The 17995-nt window shown below is 37.1% G+C and carries 17 protein-coding genes; 14 read left to right on the forward strand and 3 right to left on the reverse strand.

The genetic code is table 11. From position 1 onward, the window contains the following. Nucleotides 1-7: 7 nt before the first annotated feature. Complete coding sequence (locus KYG33_RS18965) at nt 8-1015, reverse strand: catalase (protein WP_180565189.1); 1008 nt, start codon at nt 1013-1015, stop codon at nt 8-10. A gap of 297 nt (nt 1016-1312) precedes the next feature. Here KYG33_RS18965 and KYG33_RS18970 point away from each other — a divergent pair, with 297 nt between their 5' ends. From KYG33_RS18970 to KYG33_RS18995, 6 genes are all read left to right on the forward strand, one after another. Then, the gene (locus KYG33_RS18970; protein WP_077413943.1) at nt 1313-1747 is read left to right on the forward strand and encodes an FKBP-type peptidyl-prolyl cis-trans isomerase; all 435 of its coding nucleotides are present in this window, start codon (nt 1313-1315) and stop codon (nt 1745-1747) included. A 135-nt stretch (nt 1748-1882) separates the two neighbouring features. Further along, nucleotides 1883-2833, forward strand: coding sequence for a hypothetical protein (locus tag KYG33_RS18975; protein ID WP_180565190.1), 951 nt, complete (start codon nt 1883-1885; stop codon nt 2831-2833). Nucleotides 2834-2899: 66 nt separating this feature from the next. Continuing rightward, nucleotides 2900-3310, forward strand: a complete 411-nt coding sequence (locus KYG33_RS18980; protein WP_077413945.1) for an Rrf2 family transcriptional regulator — start codon at nt 2900-2902, stop codon at nt 3308-3310. Nucleotides 3311-3369: 59 nt separating this feature from the next. Beyond that, complete coding sequence (locus KYG33_RS18985) at nt 3370-4023, forward strand: NAD(P)-dependent oxidoreductase (protein WP_219072241.1); 654 nt, start codon at nt 3370-3372, stop codon at nt 4021-4023. A 17-nt stretch (nt 4024-4040) separates the two neighbouring features. After that, nucleotides 4041-5213: an MBL fold metallo-hydrolase gene (locus KYG33_RS18990; RefSeq protein WP_219072242.1), complete on the forward strand. Its 1173-nt coding sequence runs from the start codon at nt 4041-4043 to the stop codon at nt 5211-5213. A gap of 122 nt (nt 5214-5335) precedes the next feature. Beyond that, the gene (locus tag KYG33_RS18995; protein WP_180565193.1) at nt 5336-6016 is read left to right on the forward strand and encodes a hypothetical protein; all 681 of its coding nucleotides are present in this window, start codon (nt 5336-5338) and stop codon (nt 6014-6016) included. Nucleotides 6017-6097: 81 nt separating this feature from the next. Here KYG33_RS18995 and KYG33_RS19000 read toward each other — a convergent pair whose 3' ends face one another. Next, nucleotides 6098-7123, reverse strand: a complete 1026-nt coding sequence (locus tag KYG33_RS19000; RefSeq protein ID WP_180565194.1) for a M23 family metallopeptidase — start codon at nt 7121-7123, stop codon at nt 6098-6100. 225 nt (nt 7124-7348) lie between these two features. On the opposite strand from KYG33_RS19000, the gene KYG33_RS19005 reads away from it, so the two are divergent. From KYG33_RS19005 to KYG33_RS19020, 4 genes are all read left to right on the forward strand, one after another. Beyond that, nucleotides 7349-8389 (forward strand): NAD(P)H-dependent glycerol-3-phosphate dehydrogenase, encoded by a 1041-nt coding sequence (locus KYG33_RS19005; RefSeq protein ID WP_180565195.1) that lies wholly within the window; start codon nt 7349-7351, stop codon nt 8387-8389. 279 nt (nt 8390-8668) lie between these two features. Beyond that, complete coding sequence (gene mqo, locus KYG33_RS19010) at nt 8669-10174, forward strand: malate dehydrogenase (quinone) (RefSeq protein WP_077413949.1); 1506 nt, start codon at nt 8669-8671, stop codon at nt 10172-10174. Between the two features lie 65 nt (nt 10175-10239). After that, the gene (locus KYG33_RS19015; RefSeq protein ID WP_047382319.1) at nt 10240-10638 is read left to right on the forward strand and encodes a hypothetical protein; all 399 of its coding nucleotides are present in this window, start codon (nt 10240-10242) and stop codon (nt 10636-10638) included. A 5-nt stretch (nt 10639-10643) separates the two neighbouring features. After that, nucleotides 10644-11510, forward strand: coding sequence for an AadS family aminoglycoside 6-adenylyltransferase (locus KYG33_RS19020; RefSeq protein WP_219072243.1), 867 nt, complete (start codon nt 10644-10646; stop codon nt 11508-11510). A 2-nt stretch (nt 11511-11512) separates the two neighbouring features. Here the strand turns inward: KYG33_RS19020 and KYG33_RS19025 are convergent, their stop codons facing one another. Then, entirely contained in the window at nt 11513-13093 is a 1581-nt protein-coding gene (locus KYG33_RS19025; RefSeq protein ID WP_219072244.1) for a GMC family oxidoreductase N-terminal domain-containing protein, read from the reverse strand. Nucleotides 13094-13224: 131 nt separating this feature from the next. Between KYG33_RS19025 and KYG33_RS19030 the strand changes: the two genes are divergently transcribed. The 4 genes from KYG33_RS19030 (at nt 13225) to KYG33_RS19045 (ending at nt 17977) form a co-directional block, all read left to right on the forward strand. Beyond that, nucleotides 13225-13842 (forward strand): DUF1684 domain-containing protein, encoded by a 618-nt coding sequence (locus tag KYG33_RS19030; protein WP_077413952.1) that lies wholly within the window; start codon nt 13225-13227, stop codon nt 13840-13842. A gap of 4 nt (nt 13843-13846) precedes the next feature. After that, on the forward strand, nt 13847-14320 hold the full coding sequence (locus KYG33_RS19035; protein ID WP_232539058.1) for a GNAT family N-acetyltransferase: 474 nt from the start codon (nt 13847-13849) through the stop codon (nt 14318-14320). A gap of 73 nt (nt 14321-14393) precedes the next feature. Next, nucleotides 14394-15203, forward strand: coding sequence for a glucose 1-dehydrogenase (locus KYG33_RS19040; RefSeq protein ID WP_077413954.1), 810 nt, complete (start codon nt 14394-14396; stop codon nt 15201-15203). Nucleotides 15204-15307: 104 nt separating this feature from the next. After that, nucleotides 15308-17977, forward strand: a complete 2670-nt coding sequence (locus KYG33_RS19045) for an MGH1-like glycoside hydrolase domain-containing protein (protein WP_077413955.1) — start codon at nt 15308-15310, stop codon at nt 17975-17977. The last annotated feature ends 18 nt before the right edge of the window (nt 17978-17995 follow it).

Genomic DNA, 17995 nt, shown 5'->3' on the forward strand with positions numbered 1-17995 from the left:
CATTATTTTAACTGTTTTTCCCATGCAGCAGTTTGTTAATCTTTCTTCGAGTTTGCAAAGAAATTTTATAAGCCTCATCACGCAGTTTCTGTATTTTCCCTACGGGCTGGAAGAACATTTTACTTTCAAAAGGATTGAATGAAAGAAGCTCATTCGTGCAATTGCGAGAATCCAATAAGGAATCTTTGTTGATTCTGACTTCACCAATTTTAATAAATGGAGAATTTTTCCATTCAACATTCAGTTTGTTGACCGGTTGATCTTTTAAATCATAACAAATCTGTATCATAACATCTGCAGTGAAATCATGAGTTTGAAGATAGTTTGTCAAAGAATCTTTGATCTTCTGCTTCCTGCCTGTATTTTTATCAACAGATTGAGGACTTAACTTTATTTTAATGATCTGATCTCCCAGTCGGTAAGCTCCTACAGAATAATAATCAAAGGACAGGATAAAATCATTTCTTTTCCCAATAAGCATAAGCATATTACGAAGCATATCGCCTGTCAATAAAGAGGGTAGTGTTTTGATCAGCTGAACAAACATAGAAAATAAACTGCTCCATTGCTTCATATAAACCCGATTAATTGCTGTAAACAATTTCAGAAAAGTAGAAACAGAACTGACAGGGAACAAAGGAAAATTCACCAATGGATAATTGGCAAGTAATCCACTGTTCTCATCCTTGATTTGTACAGCAAAGCCATACGCCGGAATATCTTTTTTTGAATTCTTAATTTTCAACTGAGCATTGGAAAATCGTATAGTTAGATCGAATTTTTCCTTATCAAAAAAAGGATGCAGTGATTCCGGGATATCAGGTTCAATCCAGAACGTTCCCTTTGCTACGGCATATGTTTTAGCATGGGCGTTTCGGGTTGCATAATTGACGTCACTGATGGAAGAGGACTGCTCAACAAAATCAGCAATTGTTTTTTTATTGATTTCAAGAAGCTTTTTTTCCTCCTCATTCAGTTCATCAAACTTCTTATTATATTTTAATGGATTTGGCATTTAGTTTTTAAAATCCAATTATAACGCCAAGTTTCGAAATCTGTGTTAAGTAAGTATTACAATTATTTGAACTTTGTTGAAAAGATGCTTTTAAATAAAGAAATGTAAGGCAATATGATTGCTGAATTTCGATCAATATACTATTTAACTTGTTGATTATTAGTGTAAAATTGTTTTAAATAAGAATAAATTAAAACGTATTGTTTGATGTGGAAATACTCAGGATTTTTAATCTTCCATCCTCATGCTTCCCTCTTCCAAGCCTAAAAAAGCCTTATCTTTGTAAAAAATTATAATATGGGAGTAGCAGATATGTTATTTAAACGTAAAAAAGAATTGGCAGAAAAGAACCTGAAAGAGGGTAAAGAATATATGGAAGAATATGGTAAGAGAGAAAGCGTTGTGCAATTACCAAGCGGCTTACAGTATGAAATTATCACAGAAGGAGACGGTCCAAAACCAGGTCCTAAATCTACTGTAAAATGCCACTATCACGGAACCACTATTTCCGGTAAAGTATTCGATAGCTCAGTAAAAAGAGGTACGCCTGCATCTTTCCCTTTAAACAGAGTGATCTCAGGGTGGACAGAAGCACTTCAGCTGATGCCGGTTGGGAGCAAATGGAGACTGATCATTCCACCGCATTTAGCTTATGGAGATCAGGAGATCAGCAAAGAAATCGGACCAAACAGTACGCTTGTTTTTGAAGTTGAATTACTGGATATTAAATAATCCTTCTTAAAAATAAATTAAAAATTTACCTGATTTCAGGTAAATTTTTTTATTTGTGTTATATTCGTATAGATGAATTGTGAAAATGAAGAAATTTATTTTACAATACGTCAGGCAACACAAAAATATGACTGAATGAAAAAACTCTTCTACCTTATTGCTATGGTTAGCTTACTGGTGTCGTGTGTTTCCAAAAAGAACCAGGCAATCCAGCAGAATATTCTTACCCTTAAGGACAGCTACTGTAAGGCACCTTTTAAATACAATTACAATAATAAGCTTCCGTCTTATAATTCGGATTCTATTCTAACTGCCAATAAAGAACTCAGCGGAATGTTTACCGATCAGAGTGTGTTAATATTAAATGCATTGGGAAACCTTGATGATGTACACAAAATCATCGAACTTAAAAAAGATTCTTCCCTCACCTCACAGGTGAAAATATTGCAGCTTAAAACCAAAATCAACAGCAGAATTACCATTGCTTTAACAGAGCTGGATGCTGTAGCTGCAGAATTTGACTGTGAAGGAGAAAGAGTGGCTCAGATTGGAAGCTATGTAGATAATCTGAATGCCTCCAGAAATAATAAACTGATTTTATATTCTATCATTGCCGGAGCAGCTTCATCCATTGCGGGTGGAATTGTAAAAAGTGACGGCTGGGATAATGCAATTGGTATCGGAGGAGGTATTTTAGGAGCAGGGTTTGGTTTGGCAACCCTTAATCCCAAAGGAAAAAAAGTAGAATTTATCCACCAGAGAAATCTTTTGAGGGATATCTGGAAAGAAAAACTGGAATCCCCAAACTTCCCACCTTTCATTTGGTATATGTATACTGAGAAAAAATTTTCCAACAAAGAAGAATACTCTATCATAGGAAATATGAAGTTGAGATGGCTTCATTATCAGTTTGATGATGTAAAAGAAGCTGCGGATAGGTCTGTGATCTTCAGCGATGGAGGATTTTACAGAGCAGATGATCTCAATAACCGTGCTGCCATGCTCAATCAGATGCAGTCAGCCACCCGTACCATCAATCAGAATATCAATTATCTACTGCTTGATTTGGATAAATTAATCCTTTAAGAAAAAATTAACTGTAATGAAATTTGTTACATTTGAAAAAATGTTTACCTTTGCAATGTAATTACAATGAACAATACAAGATTTGCTACGGCAATACATATCATGACATTATTGGCGAAGAGCCCTCAGGAGTGGCTTACTTCCGAGTGGATCGCCGGTAGTATCAATGTGAATCCGGTGATTATCCGAAAGGAGATCAGCGTATTAAGAGAAGCAGGTCTGATGATTAGCAGACAAGGGAAAGAAGGAGGAAGTCAGCTTGGCAAAAATGCGGAACTGATCACCATTTCGGAGATCTATAAAGCAGTAAAAAATACAGAAGTATTGGGTAAAAAAAATCAGAATCCTAATCCGGCCTGCAGTGTTGGAAAGGAAATTAACGTTCATTTAAATACATTATTTGAAGAAACAGATCATTTGGTAGTAAAATTTTTAGGAGACAAGTCATTACAGGAATTCGCTGACCAGTTCGAGTAAAAATTTTTTAACCTTAAATGTAACAAAATTTATTACAATTTAATTTAAAAATAAACATTATGAAAAAAGTAGCAGTAATCGGTGCAACAGGATTTGTAGGTGCACACGTAGTAGCAGAATTAGCAGACAGAGGATATGCTGTAGAAGCATTGGTAAGAGATGCATCTAAGGTAAAATCACAGGCAAATGTAACAGCAAAAAGCGTTGATGTAAACAATGTAGATGACTTGGCTGAAGCACTAAAAGGAAGCGACGCTGTCATCAGTACTTTCAACGCAGGATGGACGAATCCTAATCTTTATAACGATTTTTTGAATGGTTCTGAGAATATTCAAAAAGCAGTAGAACAGTCCGGGGTAAAAAGACTTATCGTAGTAGGGGGAGCAGGTAGCCTTTATACTCCGGATAATATACAAATCGTAGACACACCTGATTTTCCGGATGCTTACAAGCCAGGTGCTACAGCAGCAAGAGATTATCTGAACAAAATCAAAGAAAACAACACGCTGGATTGGACATTCTTCAGCCCTGCAGTAGAAATGAACCAGGCAAATGTAGGAGAAAGAACAGGAAAATACAGAACATCATTAGAAACTCCGGTATTTGATGAAAACGGAAGAAGCCGTCTGTCTGTAGAAGATGTAGCCGTAGTTTTGGTAGATGAACTGGAACAGAACAACCATATCAGAGAACGTTTTACAGCTGCATATTAATACATAAAAGAACAGAAATGATACAAAAGAAATTATTGTCGATATTAACGCTATTGGGATTTATCAGCATATTTGCCGGAAACCTTAAAGTAAAAGTGTATAATCCGGGAACCAAAGCTATTTTCCCGATTACTTCCACCATTATTTATGGAGATAAAGACGCCATACTTGTTGATGCTCAATTTCAGAAGCAATATGCAGAGCAGCTTGTGAAAGAAATAAAAGCAACAGGAAAGAACCTGAAAACAGTTTTTATCTCTCACAGCGACCCTGATTTTTATTTCGGGTTGGATGTCATCAAAAAAGCTTTTCCTAATGCAAAGATTATCTCAACAGCTCAGACAGCCTATTTGATATCAGCTTCAAAAGATGATAAAATGGGAGTATGGAAACCACAGTTGAAAGCAGATGCTCCATCAGAAATTATTGTTCCTGAAGCAGCTGTTTCAATTCCTGATCTTGAAGGAAACAAAATTGAAATCAGACAAAACCCGGAAGATCCGGCACATAGTTTTCTTTGGATTCCTTCCATCAAAACCATTGCGGGTGGTATTTCGGTTTCCATAGGCTCACACCTTTGGATGGCAGATACACAAAATGTGAAAGCAATTGATCAATGGATAGGACAGATTGATGCAATGAAAGCATTGAAGCCGGAGCAGGTTGTTCCTTCTCATTTTGCAGAACTTTCTACCATTCCAAAATCTCTTGATTTTGTGAAAAGCTATTTGGAAAACTATAAACAAGCAGTCACTGAAAACAAAACATCTTCTGCTGTTGTAGATTTTATGGTTAAAAAATATCCTGATCTTCATGGAAAAGATGAGCTGGAAATGGGAGCAAAAGTTTTCTTTGGCGAAATGGCTTGGGATCTGAAATCACCTTATCCGGCAATCAGGAATAAAGTGGAAGTTGATTTTGGAGCGGTGAAATTCCTTCTTGATTTTAAAGATAACAAAACAATGACGTTTACAGGAACAGCCGGAAGTTCAAAAAACAGTACAGATACTGTAGAATATACGGCTGTAGAAGTAGCGAAGAATGTTTTTATGGTGTATTGGCATGAGCCACATCTTGGCTTCAACGTAACCCATATTCAGGATTATAATCAAAATATAGTGTATTCAAATATTGCAGGTCCTGATGGTACATTTACCCATCCGAAAGGAACGCTTAAGATTTTGAAGTAATGATAAGAATCAAAAGTACATGTAAATTTTACATGTACTTTTTGTTATATTTGATTAGCAGAAAACCTTCTTTAAAAAGAGAAGAGAATCTGTAATTTATTTTTAAAATCAAATAATAACCAATGAAATTAATTAAAATTCTGCCTTTTCTGTTATTGCTGTTTTTATTCAACTGTGGTAAACTGGCGACAACCTCCGAAGATAAAAAATCTGTTAATGAAGTTCTTAAGTTTTACGGAGGCTATGTTGAAACGATGAAAGGAGTACAAACACTGAATGGAAAATCCGGTGATTTTTTTGAAGTGGAGATTAAAGACAGTAAACTGATCAATAGCCAGCCTCAAAGAGCTGTATCCAATGCTGCCAATATTGCATTTATAGTTTTTCAGAATCAAAAGCCTGGAGAATATGATGTCATCAAAACAAAATTACTTTTATCAGACGGAGCCAGTTTTACAAAATCATTCACTCGAAAAGAACTGCAGGAAGTAAAAGATATATACCCGGAAATTGATAAGATCAATTCATTTTTGATTAATAAAGATGATAAAGGAATTCTTGAAATGTTTGAGCCAAAATTTAAGCCTAAAAAAGAAGTAGTCAAAGAAACAATTTCAAGAATGGATTCTGAATTAGGCCCGATTACAGAAATACAGTTTCAGGGATTTGAATTTCTGGATAATCCCAATCTGGGACAGATGATCTTAATAAGAGAAGTAAGCAAAAGAGATAAGGTTTTCCCGTTTATCAATGTAGCATTTGACAGAAAGACTAAAAAAATGCTGAACATTGAATTTCCATAAAGAATAAAATACGCATAACGTATCCGGAACCTGGGTAATATCAAAATAAAAAAGGCTGTTCATACTGAGCAGCCTTTCTTTTTATAGATTCATAAACAATTTCGGATTAATCGGAGTATTGTTTTTGTGGACTTCATAATGAAGATGAGGACCTGTAGAACGTCCTGAATTTCCGGATTTAGCAATTACCTGACCTACCTTTACTTTATCATTTACTTTAGATACAAGCTGTGATAAGTGTCCGTAGAGTGTAGCCAATCCATTTCCGTGAGAAACAATCACACAGTTTCCATAGCCCCCTCTCTGTCCGGAAAAAATAATTGTTCCGGCAGCGGCAGCTCTTACATCAGAACCATAGGCAACGGCAATGTCCAGTCCTTTGTGGAACTGCATCTGGTCAGCTTCTGCAGGCGGGTTGTTTTTTTCAGCAGCAGTTTTAGTTGTTGTAGTTCCTGCCACAGCTTTTGTTGTAGAAGGAGCTGATGCTGACGCTACAGGAGCTGCTTTTGGAGTAACCATTACTTTTACTTCCCTTTTATTTCCATAACTGTCTGTAAGTTCTATAATTTTCTCAACAGGTTCAGCTTTTACTTCAGGCTTTGGAGCTGCAGCTACTGCCGGTTTTGCTTCCGTTGCAACACTTGTTTTTACCGACGCAAAAACAGTTTTGAATGGAATCGGATTTTTTCTCACTCCAAAATTAGAGGAAATATACCCGTCTGTAGGCATACCCAACGGAACCTGCATCAGCTTTTTCTGAAGATCCATCAGATATTGGCTGTATCGGTTTGCCTGTTTGGAAAGATAAATAGAATTTGAAATACTGTCCTGGTTGAGCATCATCAGTTTTTCGTTGGTAATGTCTTTGGACTTCAGGAAAGAGTTGAGTTGAGCCACTGTCTGATCTACGAGCGTAAGATCAGTTTTCATTTTTAGATAATCTACACTGTCTTTTTCAGTGTTTATTTTTACAAGATTGACTTCGTAGGTTTTGTCGTCTCTTTCAGAAAAGAGCTTCGCAATGAAGACACCTTGTGCAAAAACTACTAGTAAAAGTCCTCCCAGGAGAATGTTTACGTTCTTCTTGCTGCTTAGAAATTTTTTCATATTTCTTCTCTTAATAAATTTAAAACGGTTTTGAAGCTGCAAATTTAATTAAAAATAAGCTTTGTGGGTTATTTTTAATTAAAATTCAGTTTTTTCTGTATTTAACGGTTAATTAGCTGTTTAATTGTGTTGAAGTGTTAATTTTTTCAGAAAATGGCGTTTATCATAGTTTCAAAGCCTTTGTTACGTCTTTGTTTTAATATCTTTGCAGTTCACATTCCAATTATGGCTAAAAAGAAAATTATTTCAGAATCTTCGAATCCAAAAAAGAATAAAAAGGATATTTCTGTAGGAGTTGTAGGGAGCGGAAGTTTTGCAACCGCTATCGTAAAAATGCTTGTTGAAAACTGTAAGGTTGTACACTGGTGTGTAAGAAGTGAATTTGTAAAAGGAGCCATTGAGCTCCGCGGACATAACCCGACTTATCTTACAGCTGCCCACTTTAATCTGAAAAGCTTAAAATTAACAACAGATATCAATGAACTGGTTTCTGCCTGTGACGTTATTGTGCTGGCAACTCCGTCCATCTACCTGTCTGATACACTGGACAAGATGACCTGTGATTATTCAGATAAGATCTTTATCTCTGCAATTAAAGGGATTATTCCTAAAGTAAATGATGTGGTAGCGCATTATCTGCGTGATGAATTTAAAATCGGGTTCAGAAATCAGGCGGTTATTGCAGGGCCTTGTCATGCAGAAGAGGTAGCGATGGAAAGACTTTCTTATCTTACCATTGCGACAGTAGAAGATGAAACGGCTGAAAAACTTGAAGGTATTTTCAGTTCAGATTTTATCAAAGTACAAACAAGTAAAGATATTTTAGGAAATGAATACAGTGCGATTCTTAAAAATATTTTTGCAATCGGAGCAGGAATCGCAAGTGGTTTAGGATATGGAGATAACTTCACGGCTGTTTTTGTTTCAAATGCAATCCGTGAAATGGAAACATTCCTGGAAGCCATCTATGAAGCACCAAGAGATGTGAATGAAAGTGCTTATCTGGGTGACCTTCTGGTGACTGCTTATTCACTTTTCTCAAGAAACAGAAACCTGGGGAATCTTATCGGAAAAGGATATACCGTGAGATCTGCCATTCAGTCTATGAATATGGTGGCGGAAGGATACTATGCAGCAGATTCTATTTATAAAACAGCAAAACAGAAAAATCTTAAACTTCCAATTATAGATACTGTTTACGCTATTCTTTATGAAGGTAAAAATGCTGAAAAACAGTTTAAAAAACTGACTGCAAAATTGAATTAAAATAACAAGGCTTTATTGCTAAAACCTTGTTTGTAACATAAAATGAACAAAAAAACTTAAGTATTTCAATGCTTAAGTTTTTTTGTTCATTTTGATGATCCAAGAGATTATAATGATCTGATATTATCAATCATTTCAATGATGTTTTATTGAAATTTTCCATAGCTTTTTGTTGCGTACTCAAGAAGTGTTTTTGCTGTAAAAAATAACGTGTTAAAATCGTTAAACGCGGTCCAGTTTTTAAAACTTTTCACGAAATTTGAAGTAAAATTTTAAATTATGTCACAATCGCTTACAAGCAGAACACCGAAACCTAAATATGACGTTGTACTGATAGGCGGCGGAATCATGAGCGCCACTTTAGCAACGCTGCTTCATGAATTTGATCCAAATCTTGAAATTGCAATCTTTGAAAGACTTGGAAGATTTGCCAAAGAAAGTACAGCAGCATGGAACAACGCCGGAACAGGGCACTCCGCATTTTGTGAGCTAAATTATACCCCGGAAAAACCAGACGGGTCTATTGATATCTCCAAAGCAGAGAGCATTGCAGAACAGTTTGAAATTTCAAAACAATTCTGGGCCTATCTGCTCACCAAAGGCTATATTCATGAGCCTAAAGAATTTATCAATTCCTGCCCGCATATGAGTCTGGTATTCGGAGAAAAAGATGCTGAATATCTTAAAAAACGCCACGATAAAATGGCCGAATCTGTTCTTTTCTCAGGAATGGAATTTTCTAAAGATCATGAGAAACTGAGAGAGTGGATTCCTTTGGTAATGAGCAAAAGAAATCAGTCTGAAGTAATGGCTGCAACGAAGATGGATATGGGGACGGATGTGAACTTCGGAACACTGACAAGAAAAATGGGAAGACATCTTCTGGAAGATTCCAATGTTGAGGTTTTCTTATACCACGAAGTGAAAGATATTGATGCAAGAGAAGACGGAAAGTGGGAAATGAAGGTGAAAGACAGAATCAACAGCCACAAACAGGAAGTGGTGGCAGACTTTGTTTTCATTGGTGCCGGAGGGTATGCACTTCCGTTATTAGACAGTTCAGATATTAAAGAAAGTGAAGGTTACGGAGGTTTCCCGGTTTCCGGACAGTGGCTGGTAAGCCATAACCAGGAATTGGTGGAAAAGCACCAGGCTAAAGTATATACTCAGGCTACAGTAGATGCTCCTCCAATGTCTGTTCCACACCTTGATCTTAGAATTATTGATGGTAAGAAAGCTCTTCTTTTCGGACCTTTTGCTGGGTTCTCCACCAAATTCCTGAGAGAAGGAAGCTATCTTGACCTTCCTGAAAGTGTAAACACCAAAAATCTGAAATCCCTTTTTGGAGCATGGTGGCATAATATTCCTCTGACGAAATACCTGATCCAGCAAGTTGCAATGACGAAATCTCAAAGAATGCAGCATTTAAGAGAATTTGTTAAGGATGCCAAAGAAGATGACTGGGAATTGAAAGTAGCAGGTCAGAGAGTTCAGGTCATCAAAAAAGATGAAAAAGAAGGGGGAAAACTGGAATTCGGAACTGAAGTAGTTGTGAATAAGAGCGGGACCATTGCTTCTCTGCTGGGAGCTTCACCAGGTGCGTCTACAGCAGTATATGCCATGTTGAATGTACTGGAAAAATGTTTCCCGGAAAAATTACATGGCGAATGGAAAGGAAAACTGCTTGAAATGGTTCCTTCTTATGGACAAAAACTGGCTGAAAATCCTGACCTGACCAATGAGGTGAGAAATTATACAAAAGAAAAATTAGAATTAGAATATTAACATCAATAATGAACAATGGGAGTAGACACTGCTACCCATTGTTCATCACTCATTATTTATAAAAGGTGGAAGAAGTAATTGTAAAACCTGTTATTGCAAAGGAAATCCTGGAATCTCTTAAGGCAAAAACGGAAGAGGAGAAACAGGTGATTGTACATTGTTGTTTTCCGGCATCACCGTTTTTAGGAAACCTGATCAGAATCTGGCACTCGACCTATCTTTTTGACAACCAGTCTGAGCATAGAAGCAAATTGATTCATGCGGAAAATATTTCAATTTCTCCCTATTGGACAGCGGTTCCTTTTATGAAAGATTTTTGGTTTACGTTGATCTTTTCCGGGCTTCCGAAAGATTGTAAAAGTTTTGATTTAAAAGAAGTAATTCCTGAAGAAGGCGGCTTTTTTGTAGAATCAATCAAAAGAAATTCTTCCGATGTGTATCGGGTAAAAATCTCAGAATCCTAATAAAGATGAAAATAAGGGAAGAAAAATTGAAACAGATTATTCATTGGGCTGAAAACAATCCCGATATCCGTGCTGTTCTTCTGACCAGTTCATTGGTAAACCCTTATGCTCCCGTAGATGATTTAAGTGATCTGGATGTAGAACTTGTTTTTGAAAACAGGGCATCTTATGAATCAGGAAATGAATGGATCAGGCTTTTTGGTGAACCTATTTCTATGATTGAAGAAGCTGACAGTGTTTTTGAGGGAAAACATGCCATGAAAATGGTTTTGTATAAAGACCATGTGAAGGTTGATTTTAAGCTGTATCAGGTGTCAGAATTTAGTAAAGAAATCAATGAAGAAAATCTTCCCGAAGATTGGGATGTAGGGTATAAAGTTTTACTGGATAAAGATAATCTGACTAAAAACCTGAAACCTCCAACCTATCAGTCTGTCATGATCCATAAGCCTACGGAAAAAGAATTTCAACAGCTGTTCAATGATTTCTGGTGGGATACAACTTATGTGGCAAAATGCCTTAAACGCGGTGATATTTTTTATTCCAAATTTATGTCTGAAAATGTCCTGCGTACTGATTATCTTGTTCCTTTGATTGAATGGTATATTGCCGCGAATCATAACTGGAATAATATTACGACCAATAAGCATGGAAGACTTTTCAAACAATATTTATCCCCGGAATTATGGAATAAAGTGGAAGCTACATTCTCAGGAAATGATATTGAAGAAAACTGGAAAGCTTTGCTTGCCTGTGCCGATCTGGTACATGAACTGGGAACTTCTCTGGCAGAAAAACTTCATTTTATCTATCCGGTAAAACTGGAAGATGATATCCGCAATTATCTTACAGAAATACAATCAATGCCCTGATTTCAGGCAAATTCATTTTGTTTGATGAGGTTTTCAATACAGTATTCTGCAATGGCAGTAATGGTTACAAACGGATTGACACCAATGGTTCCGGGAATTAGTGATCCATCCAGAACATACAGGTTTTCATGATTTTTTAATTTTCCAAATTCGTTGGTAGCTTCACCCAAAACACATCCTCCAAGCGGATGATAACAGATATCAGCTCCAAAACCATTATTGAAAAGCAGGTGGCTTCTCGTTCCGCCATTGGCTTTATTTATTTTCCGGATAAAATATTGGGCATTTTCTTTCATTTTGACGGTATTGCTTTCGTCCCAGTTCAAAGTCAGGGATTGGCTGGCTTTATTGTATGCAACTTCTCCTTTTTTATCGACTCTGTTGATGAGCAGATATAAAGCGGTAGCAACATCCATTCCCATCGGTAAGGGGGCAATTTCTGTGAAAAACGGATGTTCCGGATCTTCCCAGTTGTCAATTCCGCCTACCGGAATAGTAGATTGCTTGGCTCCTGTACCGCCAGACAAAGGTTGTACCCAGTTTCTTCCGGTCATAAAATTCCCATTGTTTCCCCATTTTTTTCCGATCTTTTCATGGAGGGGGAAATTATTTTCTGCATGAGATTGTAACAGAAGCTGTAAAGTTCCCATTGTTCCTGCAGAAAGAATCAGCTTTTTACAGTGGAAAACTTTGTCAGCAGCCAGGATACCTGATGTATCAATCTGGCGGACATTTAATGTATAGCTTTTATCATCATTAAGTTGTATCGTTTGGACATGATGAAGGTCGAGGATTTCCAAATTGCCGGTTTCCAGTGCTTTTCTGAGATAGGTTTTATCCAAACTATTTTTCCCATAATTGTTGCCATAGATCACTTCGGTATTAAGAGCAGAACGGGGGACTTCATTCCGGAACTCTTTTTCCATATACTTAAAATCATACACATTCGGAACTCTCATGGTTTTAAAACCTGCTTTATGAGCCTCTTCTTCACCTACCCGCGTGAATTTATAATATGGGCAGTCTTTCAGAAACTGTTCATCAATCACATTTACTTTGAGTTCTTCCCGTACCAGAGGAAAATAATGATTGTAAAACCTTTCAGGATCAAGATCAGGAAAAACTTCTTTGAAATAACTTTCTTTGGGAGTAACAGCCATTCCGCCATTCACCAGAGAACCTCCGCCAACGCCTCTTCCTACCCAGATATTGATATGTTCAAAATCCAGACGGTCCAATATCCCGGTAAAAGGAGTCAGAGAAAAAATATTCATGAAAGGGGCAATGCTTTTCTTTTTCAGCCAGGCCGAACTTTTCCCAGGTTTCAGCAGATTGGAAAACGGAATTCCTGCTTTCTCCCAGTTAAGACCCATTTCAAGCATCACTACTTTTTTTCCGGCTTCACAAAGACGTAATGCAGATACAGCTCCTCCGTACCCGCTGCCAATGATCACAATAGGAACATCAGTATTTTCTTTTATCTGGCTGTTTTTTCTTTCCTCAGCCCGGAATAATTCAGATTGAAGAAAATAGAAACCTGATATAGCCAATGCACTGGTCCTGATGAAATTTTTTCTGTCCATGAGCTTTGCTTTCCAAAAAGTATGCTAGATCAGCTGGTGCTTATTTTATTTAAAACAGATTATGTTTTTTTATCAGAATTTTAACTTTTGTTGTTCCGAAAATTCATAGTTTTGGTTATAATTTTACATACATGAAAAAATATATAGTACTCTTTTTACTCCTTCCATTATGGGCTTTTTCTCAGAAAACAGTTTCAAAGGAAGAGAAAGATGTTCAGAAATTTCAGAAAGAACTCAATGCTGAATATCTGAATCCGAAAGAGACTCCATTAAGGGGAGATAACTTTAAAAACTTTAAAGGTCACCCTTTCTTTCCTTTTGATGCTAAATACAGAGTAACCGCAAAATTTGTTAAATCAAAAGATACTAAACCCTTTGAACTTCCTACTTCTTCAGGAAAAACAAAGACGTATCAGGAATATGGAAAAGCTACATTTATGCTGGATGATAAACCCTATACGGTTACCTTATATCAAAGCCTGGCTTTAATCAAGCAAGATAAATATAAAGACTATCTTTTTCTTCCGTTTCGTGATGCTACCAATGAAAAAGAAACCTATGGAGGAGGAAAATATATGGATTTAAAGATACCGAAACGAAATACGATTGTGCTTGATTTCAATCAGTCCTATCATCCTTTTTGTGCCTATAATGCTTACGATTACAATTGCCCTGTTGTTCCTGAGGAGAATAAACTTCCTGTGGAAATCCGTGCGGGAGTAATGTATGAAGATATTTACCATCATTAAGACTATGATACATTTAGAATTCTTTAAACCAGAAGATCTTTCCGGAGTCAGTTATGCTTTGGATGAAAACCAGATGCAATTTACTGCGACAGCTCAACAGGCTTTGCAAAGTATCAACGAACGGGATGATGACGACGCATTTCCGATAACGATATTTGAAAATGAGCTGCCTGTCGGGTTTTTTGTACTTGATTTCGGGAAAGATAAATTTGAACTTACCGATGATAAAACATCAGTTTTACTGCGTTCTTTATCTGTAAATCCTCAGATGCAGGGGAAAGGAATAGGAAAAATGGCTATGCTGGAAGTAGGAAATTTTGTAAAAACCCACTTTGGAGATTGTAACGAAATTGTACTGGCAGTAAATCAGAAAAATGATTCCGCATACCATATTTATCTTCAGTCAGGATATATTTTTGACGGTAAAACCAGAATAGGAAGAAGCGGTCCTCAATATCTGATGTACAAAAAACTTTAATAAAATTTTAAAATCATAATTTTTTATCTGCTGATATCTTTCCATAACTTTGAGTAACATCAAATTACAAAACATGGAAATATCACTTCAAAATCAGGTAGCTGTGGTTACAGGTGCCTCCAGCGGAATAGGTTCAGGAATTGCAAAATCATTAGCTGCAGCAGGAGCGACAATCATTGTCAACCATTCTTCGGAAAGGTCTGCAGAAGAAGCCAAAGCTGTTTTGAAAGAAATCACTGATGCCGGAGGAAAAGGAGTAACCTATGCATGTGATGTATCCAAAGAAGATCAGGTGGTCAAAATGTTTCAGGATGTTGTTTCTGAATTTCAAACTGTAGATATTCTGGTGAATAATGCGGGTATTCAAAAAGATGCGAAATTCACTGAAATGAACATCGATCAGTGGAATGCTGTCATAGGGGTCAATCTTACGGGACAGTTTCTATGTGCCAGAGAAGCCATTAAAGAGTTTCTAAGGCGGGGAATAGACCCTTCACGTTCCATTGCATGTGGGAAGATTATTCATATCAGTTCTGTACACGAAATTATTCCGTGGGCCGGACATGCCAACTACGCATCAAGCAAAGGAGCCATCAGAATGTTGATGCAAACTCTTGCTCAGGAATATGGTGCAGATAAAATCAGGGTCAATTCTATTTGCCCGGGAGCTATTCAGACTCCTATTAATCAAAATGCCTGGAATACTCCTGAAGCACTGAATTCTCTTCTTACCCTTATTCCTTATAACAGAATCGGACAGCCTCAGGATATTGGAAATTTAGCCGCTTTTCTGGCCAGTGATCTTGCTGATTATATTACCGGAACCAGCATCTTCGTTGATGGTGGAATGACTACGTTTGAGAGTTTTTCTACAGGAGGTTAAGAAGTTCAAGGTTTAAAGTTTATAGTTTTGAGGTTGTTCTCATAGCTTCAAACGAGATCAGATATGACTCATTGCTTATTATTCATTACTCATAATTATCGCTTATGTCAGAAAAACAGAGAATTTCAGATATTTCATGGAAAAAATGGGGTCCTTATGTAAGTAACCGGGAATGGGGGCTTGTTCGTGAAGATTACAGTGAAAACGGAGATGCCTGGAATTATACCAGTCATGATACTGCGGAAGCCAAAACATACCGTTGGGGTGAGGAAGGCATATGCGGAATCTGTGATGACCTTCAGAAGCTTGTATTCTCTGTCGGATTCTGGAATAAAAAAGATAAAATGGTGAAAGAACGGTTCTTTGGATTGACCAACGGACAGGGAAATCACGGTGAAGATGTAAAGGAATATTTTTATTACCTGGATTCTACACCTACCCATTCTTATATGAAAATGCTGTATAAATATCCCCATACTATTTTTCCCTATGAAGATCTCATAAAAACAAATGCTTCAAGAAGTAAGGATGAAACGGAATATGAATTGATTGATACCGGAATTTTTGATAACAATGAATACTTTGACATTTTTATTGAATATGCAAAAGAAAGTCAGAATGATATTCTAGTCAGACTAACGGTTGTCAACAAATCTGAAAAAGAAGCATCCCTTGTAATATTGCCTACGGTTTGGTTCAGAAACACCTGGAAGTGGGGCTATGATGACTATCAACCCAAATTGTATGCTGAAGATGCAGACCGGATTAAAGTAAATCATCAGGATATTGACATCAAAAATGTATATGCAAAACAATCCTTAAAAACACTGTTTTGTAATAATGAAACCAATAATGAAAGACTTTACCAGTCGCAAAATGAATTAAAGTTCTGCAAAGACGGGATCAATAATTTTGTAATGACGGGTAACTCTCAATCTGTGAACCCGAAGAATGTAGGAACCAAAGCTTCTTTTTTTATTGATGAAGATTTCAAAGCTGGGGAATCCAGAATATTTGAATTCAGAATATCGGATAAGGACTTACGAGAGCCGTTCGGTGATTTTGATACTGTTTTTAATCAAAGACAGAAAGAAGCAGATGAATTTTATGCTGAAATCCAGAAAGGAATTGCTTCGGAAGATGAGAGGCTGGTACAAAGACAGGCTTTTGCAGGGATGCTGTGGAATAAAATGTTTTACCACTACAATGTTGAAAAATGGCTGAAAGGTGATCCTGCTGAAATGCCTCCTCCACAGTCGCGGAAAAAAATAAGAAATTACGACTGGAAGCATCTTAATAACGAACATATTATTTCCATGCCGGATAAATGGGAATATCCGTGGTATGCCACCTGGGATCTGGCATTTCATACCATCAGCTTTTCCTTGATAGATCCTGATTTTGCAAAGCATCAGCTGAAACTTTTCCTGTTTGAATGGTATATGCATCCAAACGGACAGCTTCCCGCCTACGAATGGAACTTGAGTGACGTGAATCCTCCGGTACATGCCTGGGCCGTTTTCAGAGTATTTAAAATTGATGAATATTTAAATGACAAACCCGATCTGGAATTTCTGGAAAGTGCTTTTCAGAAACTGTTAATGAACTTTACGTGGTGGGTCAATAAAAAAGATACCAATGGCAATAACATATTTGAAGGAGGTTTCTTAGGACTTGATAATATTGGGGTTTTCGACCGGAATGCTGTTTTGCCAAACGGAGAGCAGCTGGAACAGTCGGACGGGACGAGCTGGATGGCCATGTTTGCCCTGAATATGATGCGGATTGCTTTGGAACTGGCTCTTTACAATAATGTGTATGAAGAAATGGCGATGAAGTTTTTTGAACATTTCCTGGCTATTGCCAATTCACTGGATAATATGGGTGAGGAAGAATTCAGTTTGTGGGATGAACAAGATGAGTTTTTCTATGATGCCATAGCTTCTAATGACGGAACGCATATGTATTTAAGATTAAGAACCATTGTAGGATTGATCCCGATGTTTGCCGTTGAGGTTATAGATGATGAAATGATTGAAAACCTGCCCAATTTTAAGAAAAGAATGAAATGGGTACTGGATAATAAACCGGAACTGGCTTCTCTGGTTTCAAGGTGGGAAGTCAAAGGCCAGGATTCCAAACACCTTTTGTCTTTGCTTCGGGGACACCGTTTGAAAAGATTATTAAACAGAATGCTGAATCCGGATGAATTTTTAAGTGATTATGGAGTAAGAGCGTTATCAAAAGAGTATGAAAATAATCCTTATACTTTAACACTGAATGAAACGGATTATAGTGTGAAATATACTCCCGCAGAAAGTGACAGCGGGCTTTTCGGAGGGAACAGCAATTGGCGCGGTCCGGTGTGGTTTCCTATTAATTTTTTGATTATCGATAGTCTTCAGCGCTTTTTCTTCTACTATAGTCCCGATTTTTTAGTGGAATATCCTACAGGGAGTGGAAACTATTTAAACCTTGATCAGATAGCGGATGCTTTAAACAAACGGCTTGCAAAGATTTTTTTAAAGGATGAAAAAGGGAAAAGACCTGTCCACGGGCAGTATGAAAGATTTCAGACGGATCCGGACTTTAAAGATTATATCCTGTTCTACGAATATTTTCATGGGGACAACGGACGTGGAGTAGGAGCTTCCCACCAGACAGGCTGGACGGGACTTATTGCCAAGATCTTACAGCCAAGATTCTCCAAAAAAGAAATTGCCGAATCTGAAACTGAAATGCCTGCAGATATTGAAAAAACAAAAGAATCATAAAACAATACTACCCATCAG

This window comes from Chryseobacterium sp. D764 (assembly GCF_019317325.1).
Taxonomy (GTDB): Bacteria; Bacteroidota; Bacteroidia; order Flavobacteriales; family Weeksellaceae; genus Chryseobacterium.

Bases quoted from the DNA above. Each gene is read 5' to 3' on its own strand.
- mqo (WP_077413949.1), top strand. From the start codon at position 8,669: ATGTCACAATCGCTTACAAGCAGAACACCGAAACCTAAATATGACGTT.
- KYG33_RS19025 (WP_219072244.1), bottom strand. From the start codon at position 13,093: ATGGACAGAAAAAATTTCATCAGGACCAGTGCATTGGCTATATCAGGT.
- KYG33_RS19020 (WP_219072243.1), top strand. From the start codon at position 10,644: ATGAAAATAAGGGAAGAAAAATTGAAACAGATTATTCATTGGGCTGAA.
- KYG33_RS18965 (WP_180565189.1), bottom strand. From the start codon at position 1,015: ATGCCAAATCCATTAAAATATAATAAGAAGTTTGATGAACTGAATGAG.
- KYG33_RS19040 (WP_077413954.1), top strand. From the start codon at position 14,394: ATGGAAATATCACTTCAAAATCAGGTAGCTGTGGTTACAGGTGCCTCC.
- KYG33_RS18980 (WP_077413945.1), top strand. From the start codon at position 2,900: ATGAACAATACAAGATTTGCTACGGCAATACATATCATGACATTATTG.
- KYG33_RS18985 (WP_219072241.1), top strand. From the start codon at position 3,370: ATGAAAAAAGTAGCAGTAATCGGTGCAACAGGATTTGTAGGTGCACAC.
- KYG33_RS19035 (WP_232539058.1), top strand. From the start codon at position 13,847: ATGATACATTTAGAATTCTTTAAACCAGAAGATCTTTCCGGAGTCAGT.
- KYG33_RS18970 (WP_077413943.1), top strand. From the start codon at position 1,313: ATGGGAGTAGCAGATATGTTATTTAAACGTAAAAAAGAATTGGCAGAA.
- KYG33_RS18975 (WP_180565190.1), top strand. From the start codon at position 1,883: ATGAAAAAACTCTTCTACCTTATTGCTATGGTTAGCTTACTGGTGTCG.
- KYG33_RS19000 (WP_180565194.1), bottom strand. From the start codon at position 7,123: ATGAAAAAATTTCTAAGCAGCAAGAAGAACGTAAACATTCTCCTGGGA.
- KYG33_RS19030 (WP_077413952.1), top strand. From the start codon at position 13,225: ATGAAAAAATATATAGTACTCTTTTTACTCCTTCCATTATGGGCTTTT.
- KYG33_RS19045 (WP_077413955.1), top strand. From the start codon at position 15,308: ATGTCAGAAAAACAGAGAATTTCAGATATTTCATGGAAAAAATGGGGT.
- KYG33_RS18995 (WP_180565193.1), top strand. From the start codon at position 5,336: ATGAAATTAATTAAAATTCTGCCTTTTCTGTTATTGCTGTTTTTATTC.
- KYG33_RS18990 (WP_219072242.1), top strand. From the start codon at position 4,041: ATGATACAAAAGAAATTATTGTCGATATTAACGCTATTGGGATTTATC.
- KYG33_RS19005 (WP_180565195.1), top strand. From the start codon at position 7,349: ATGGCTAAAAAGAAAATTATTTCAGAATCTTCGAATCCAAAAAAGAAT.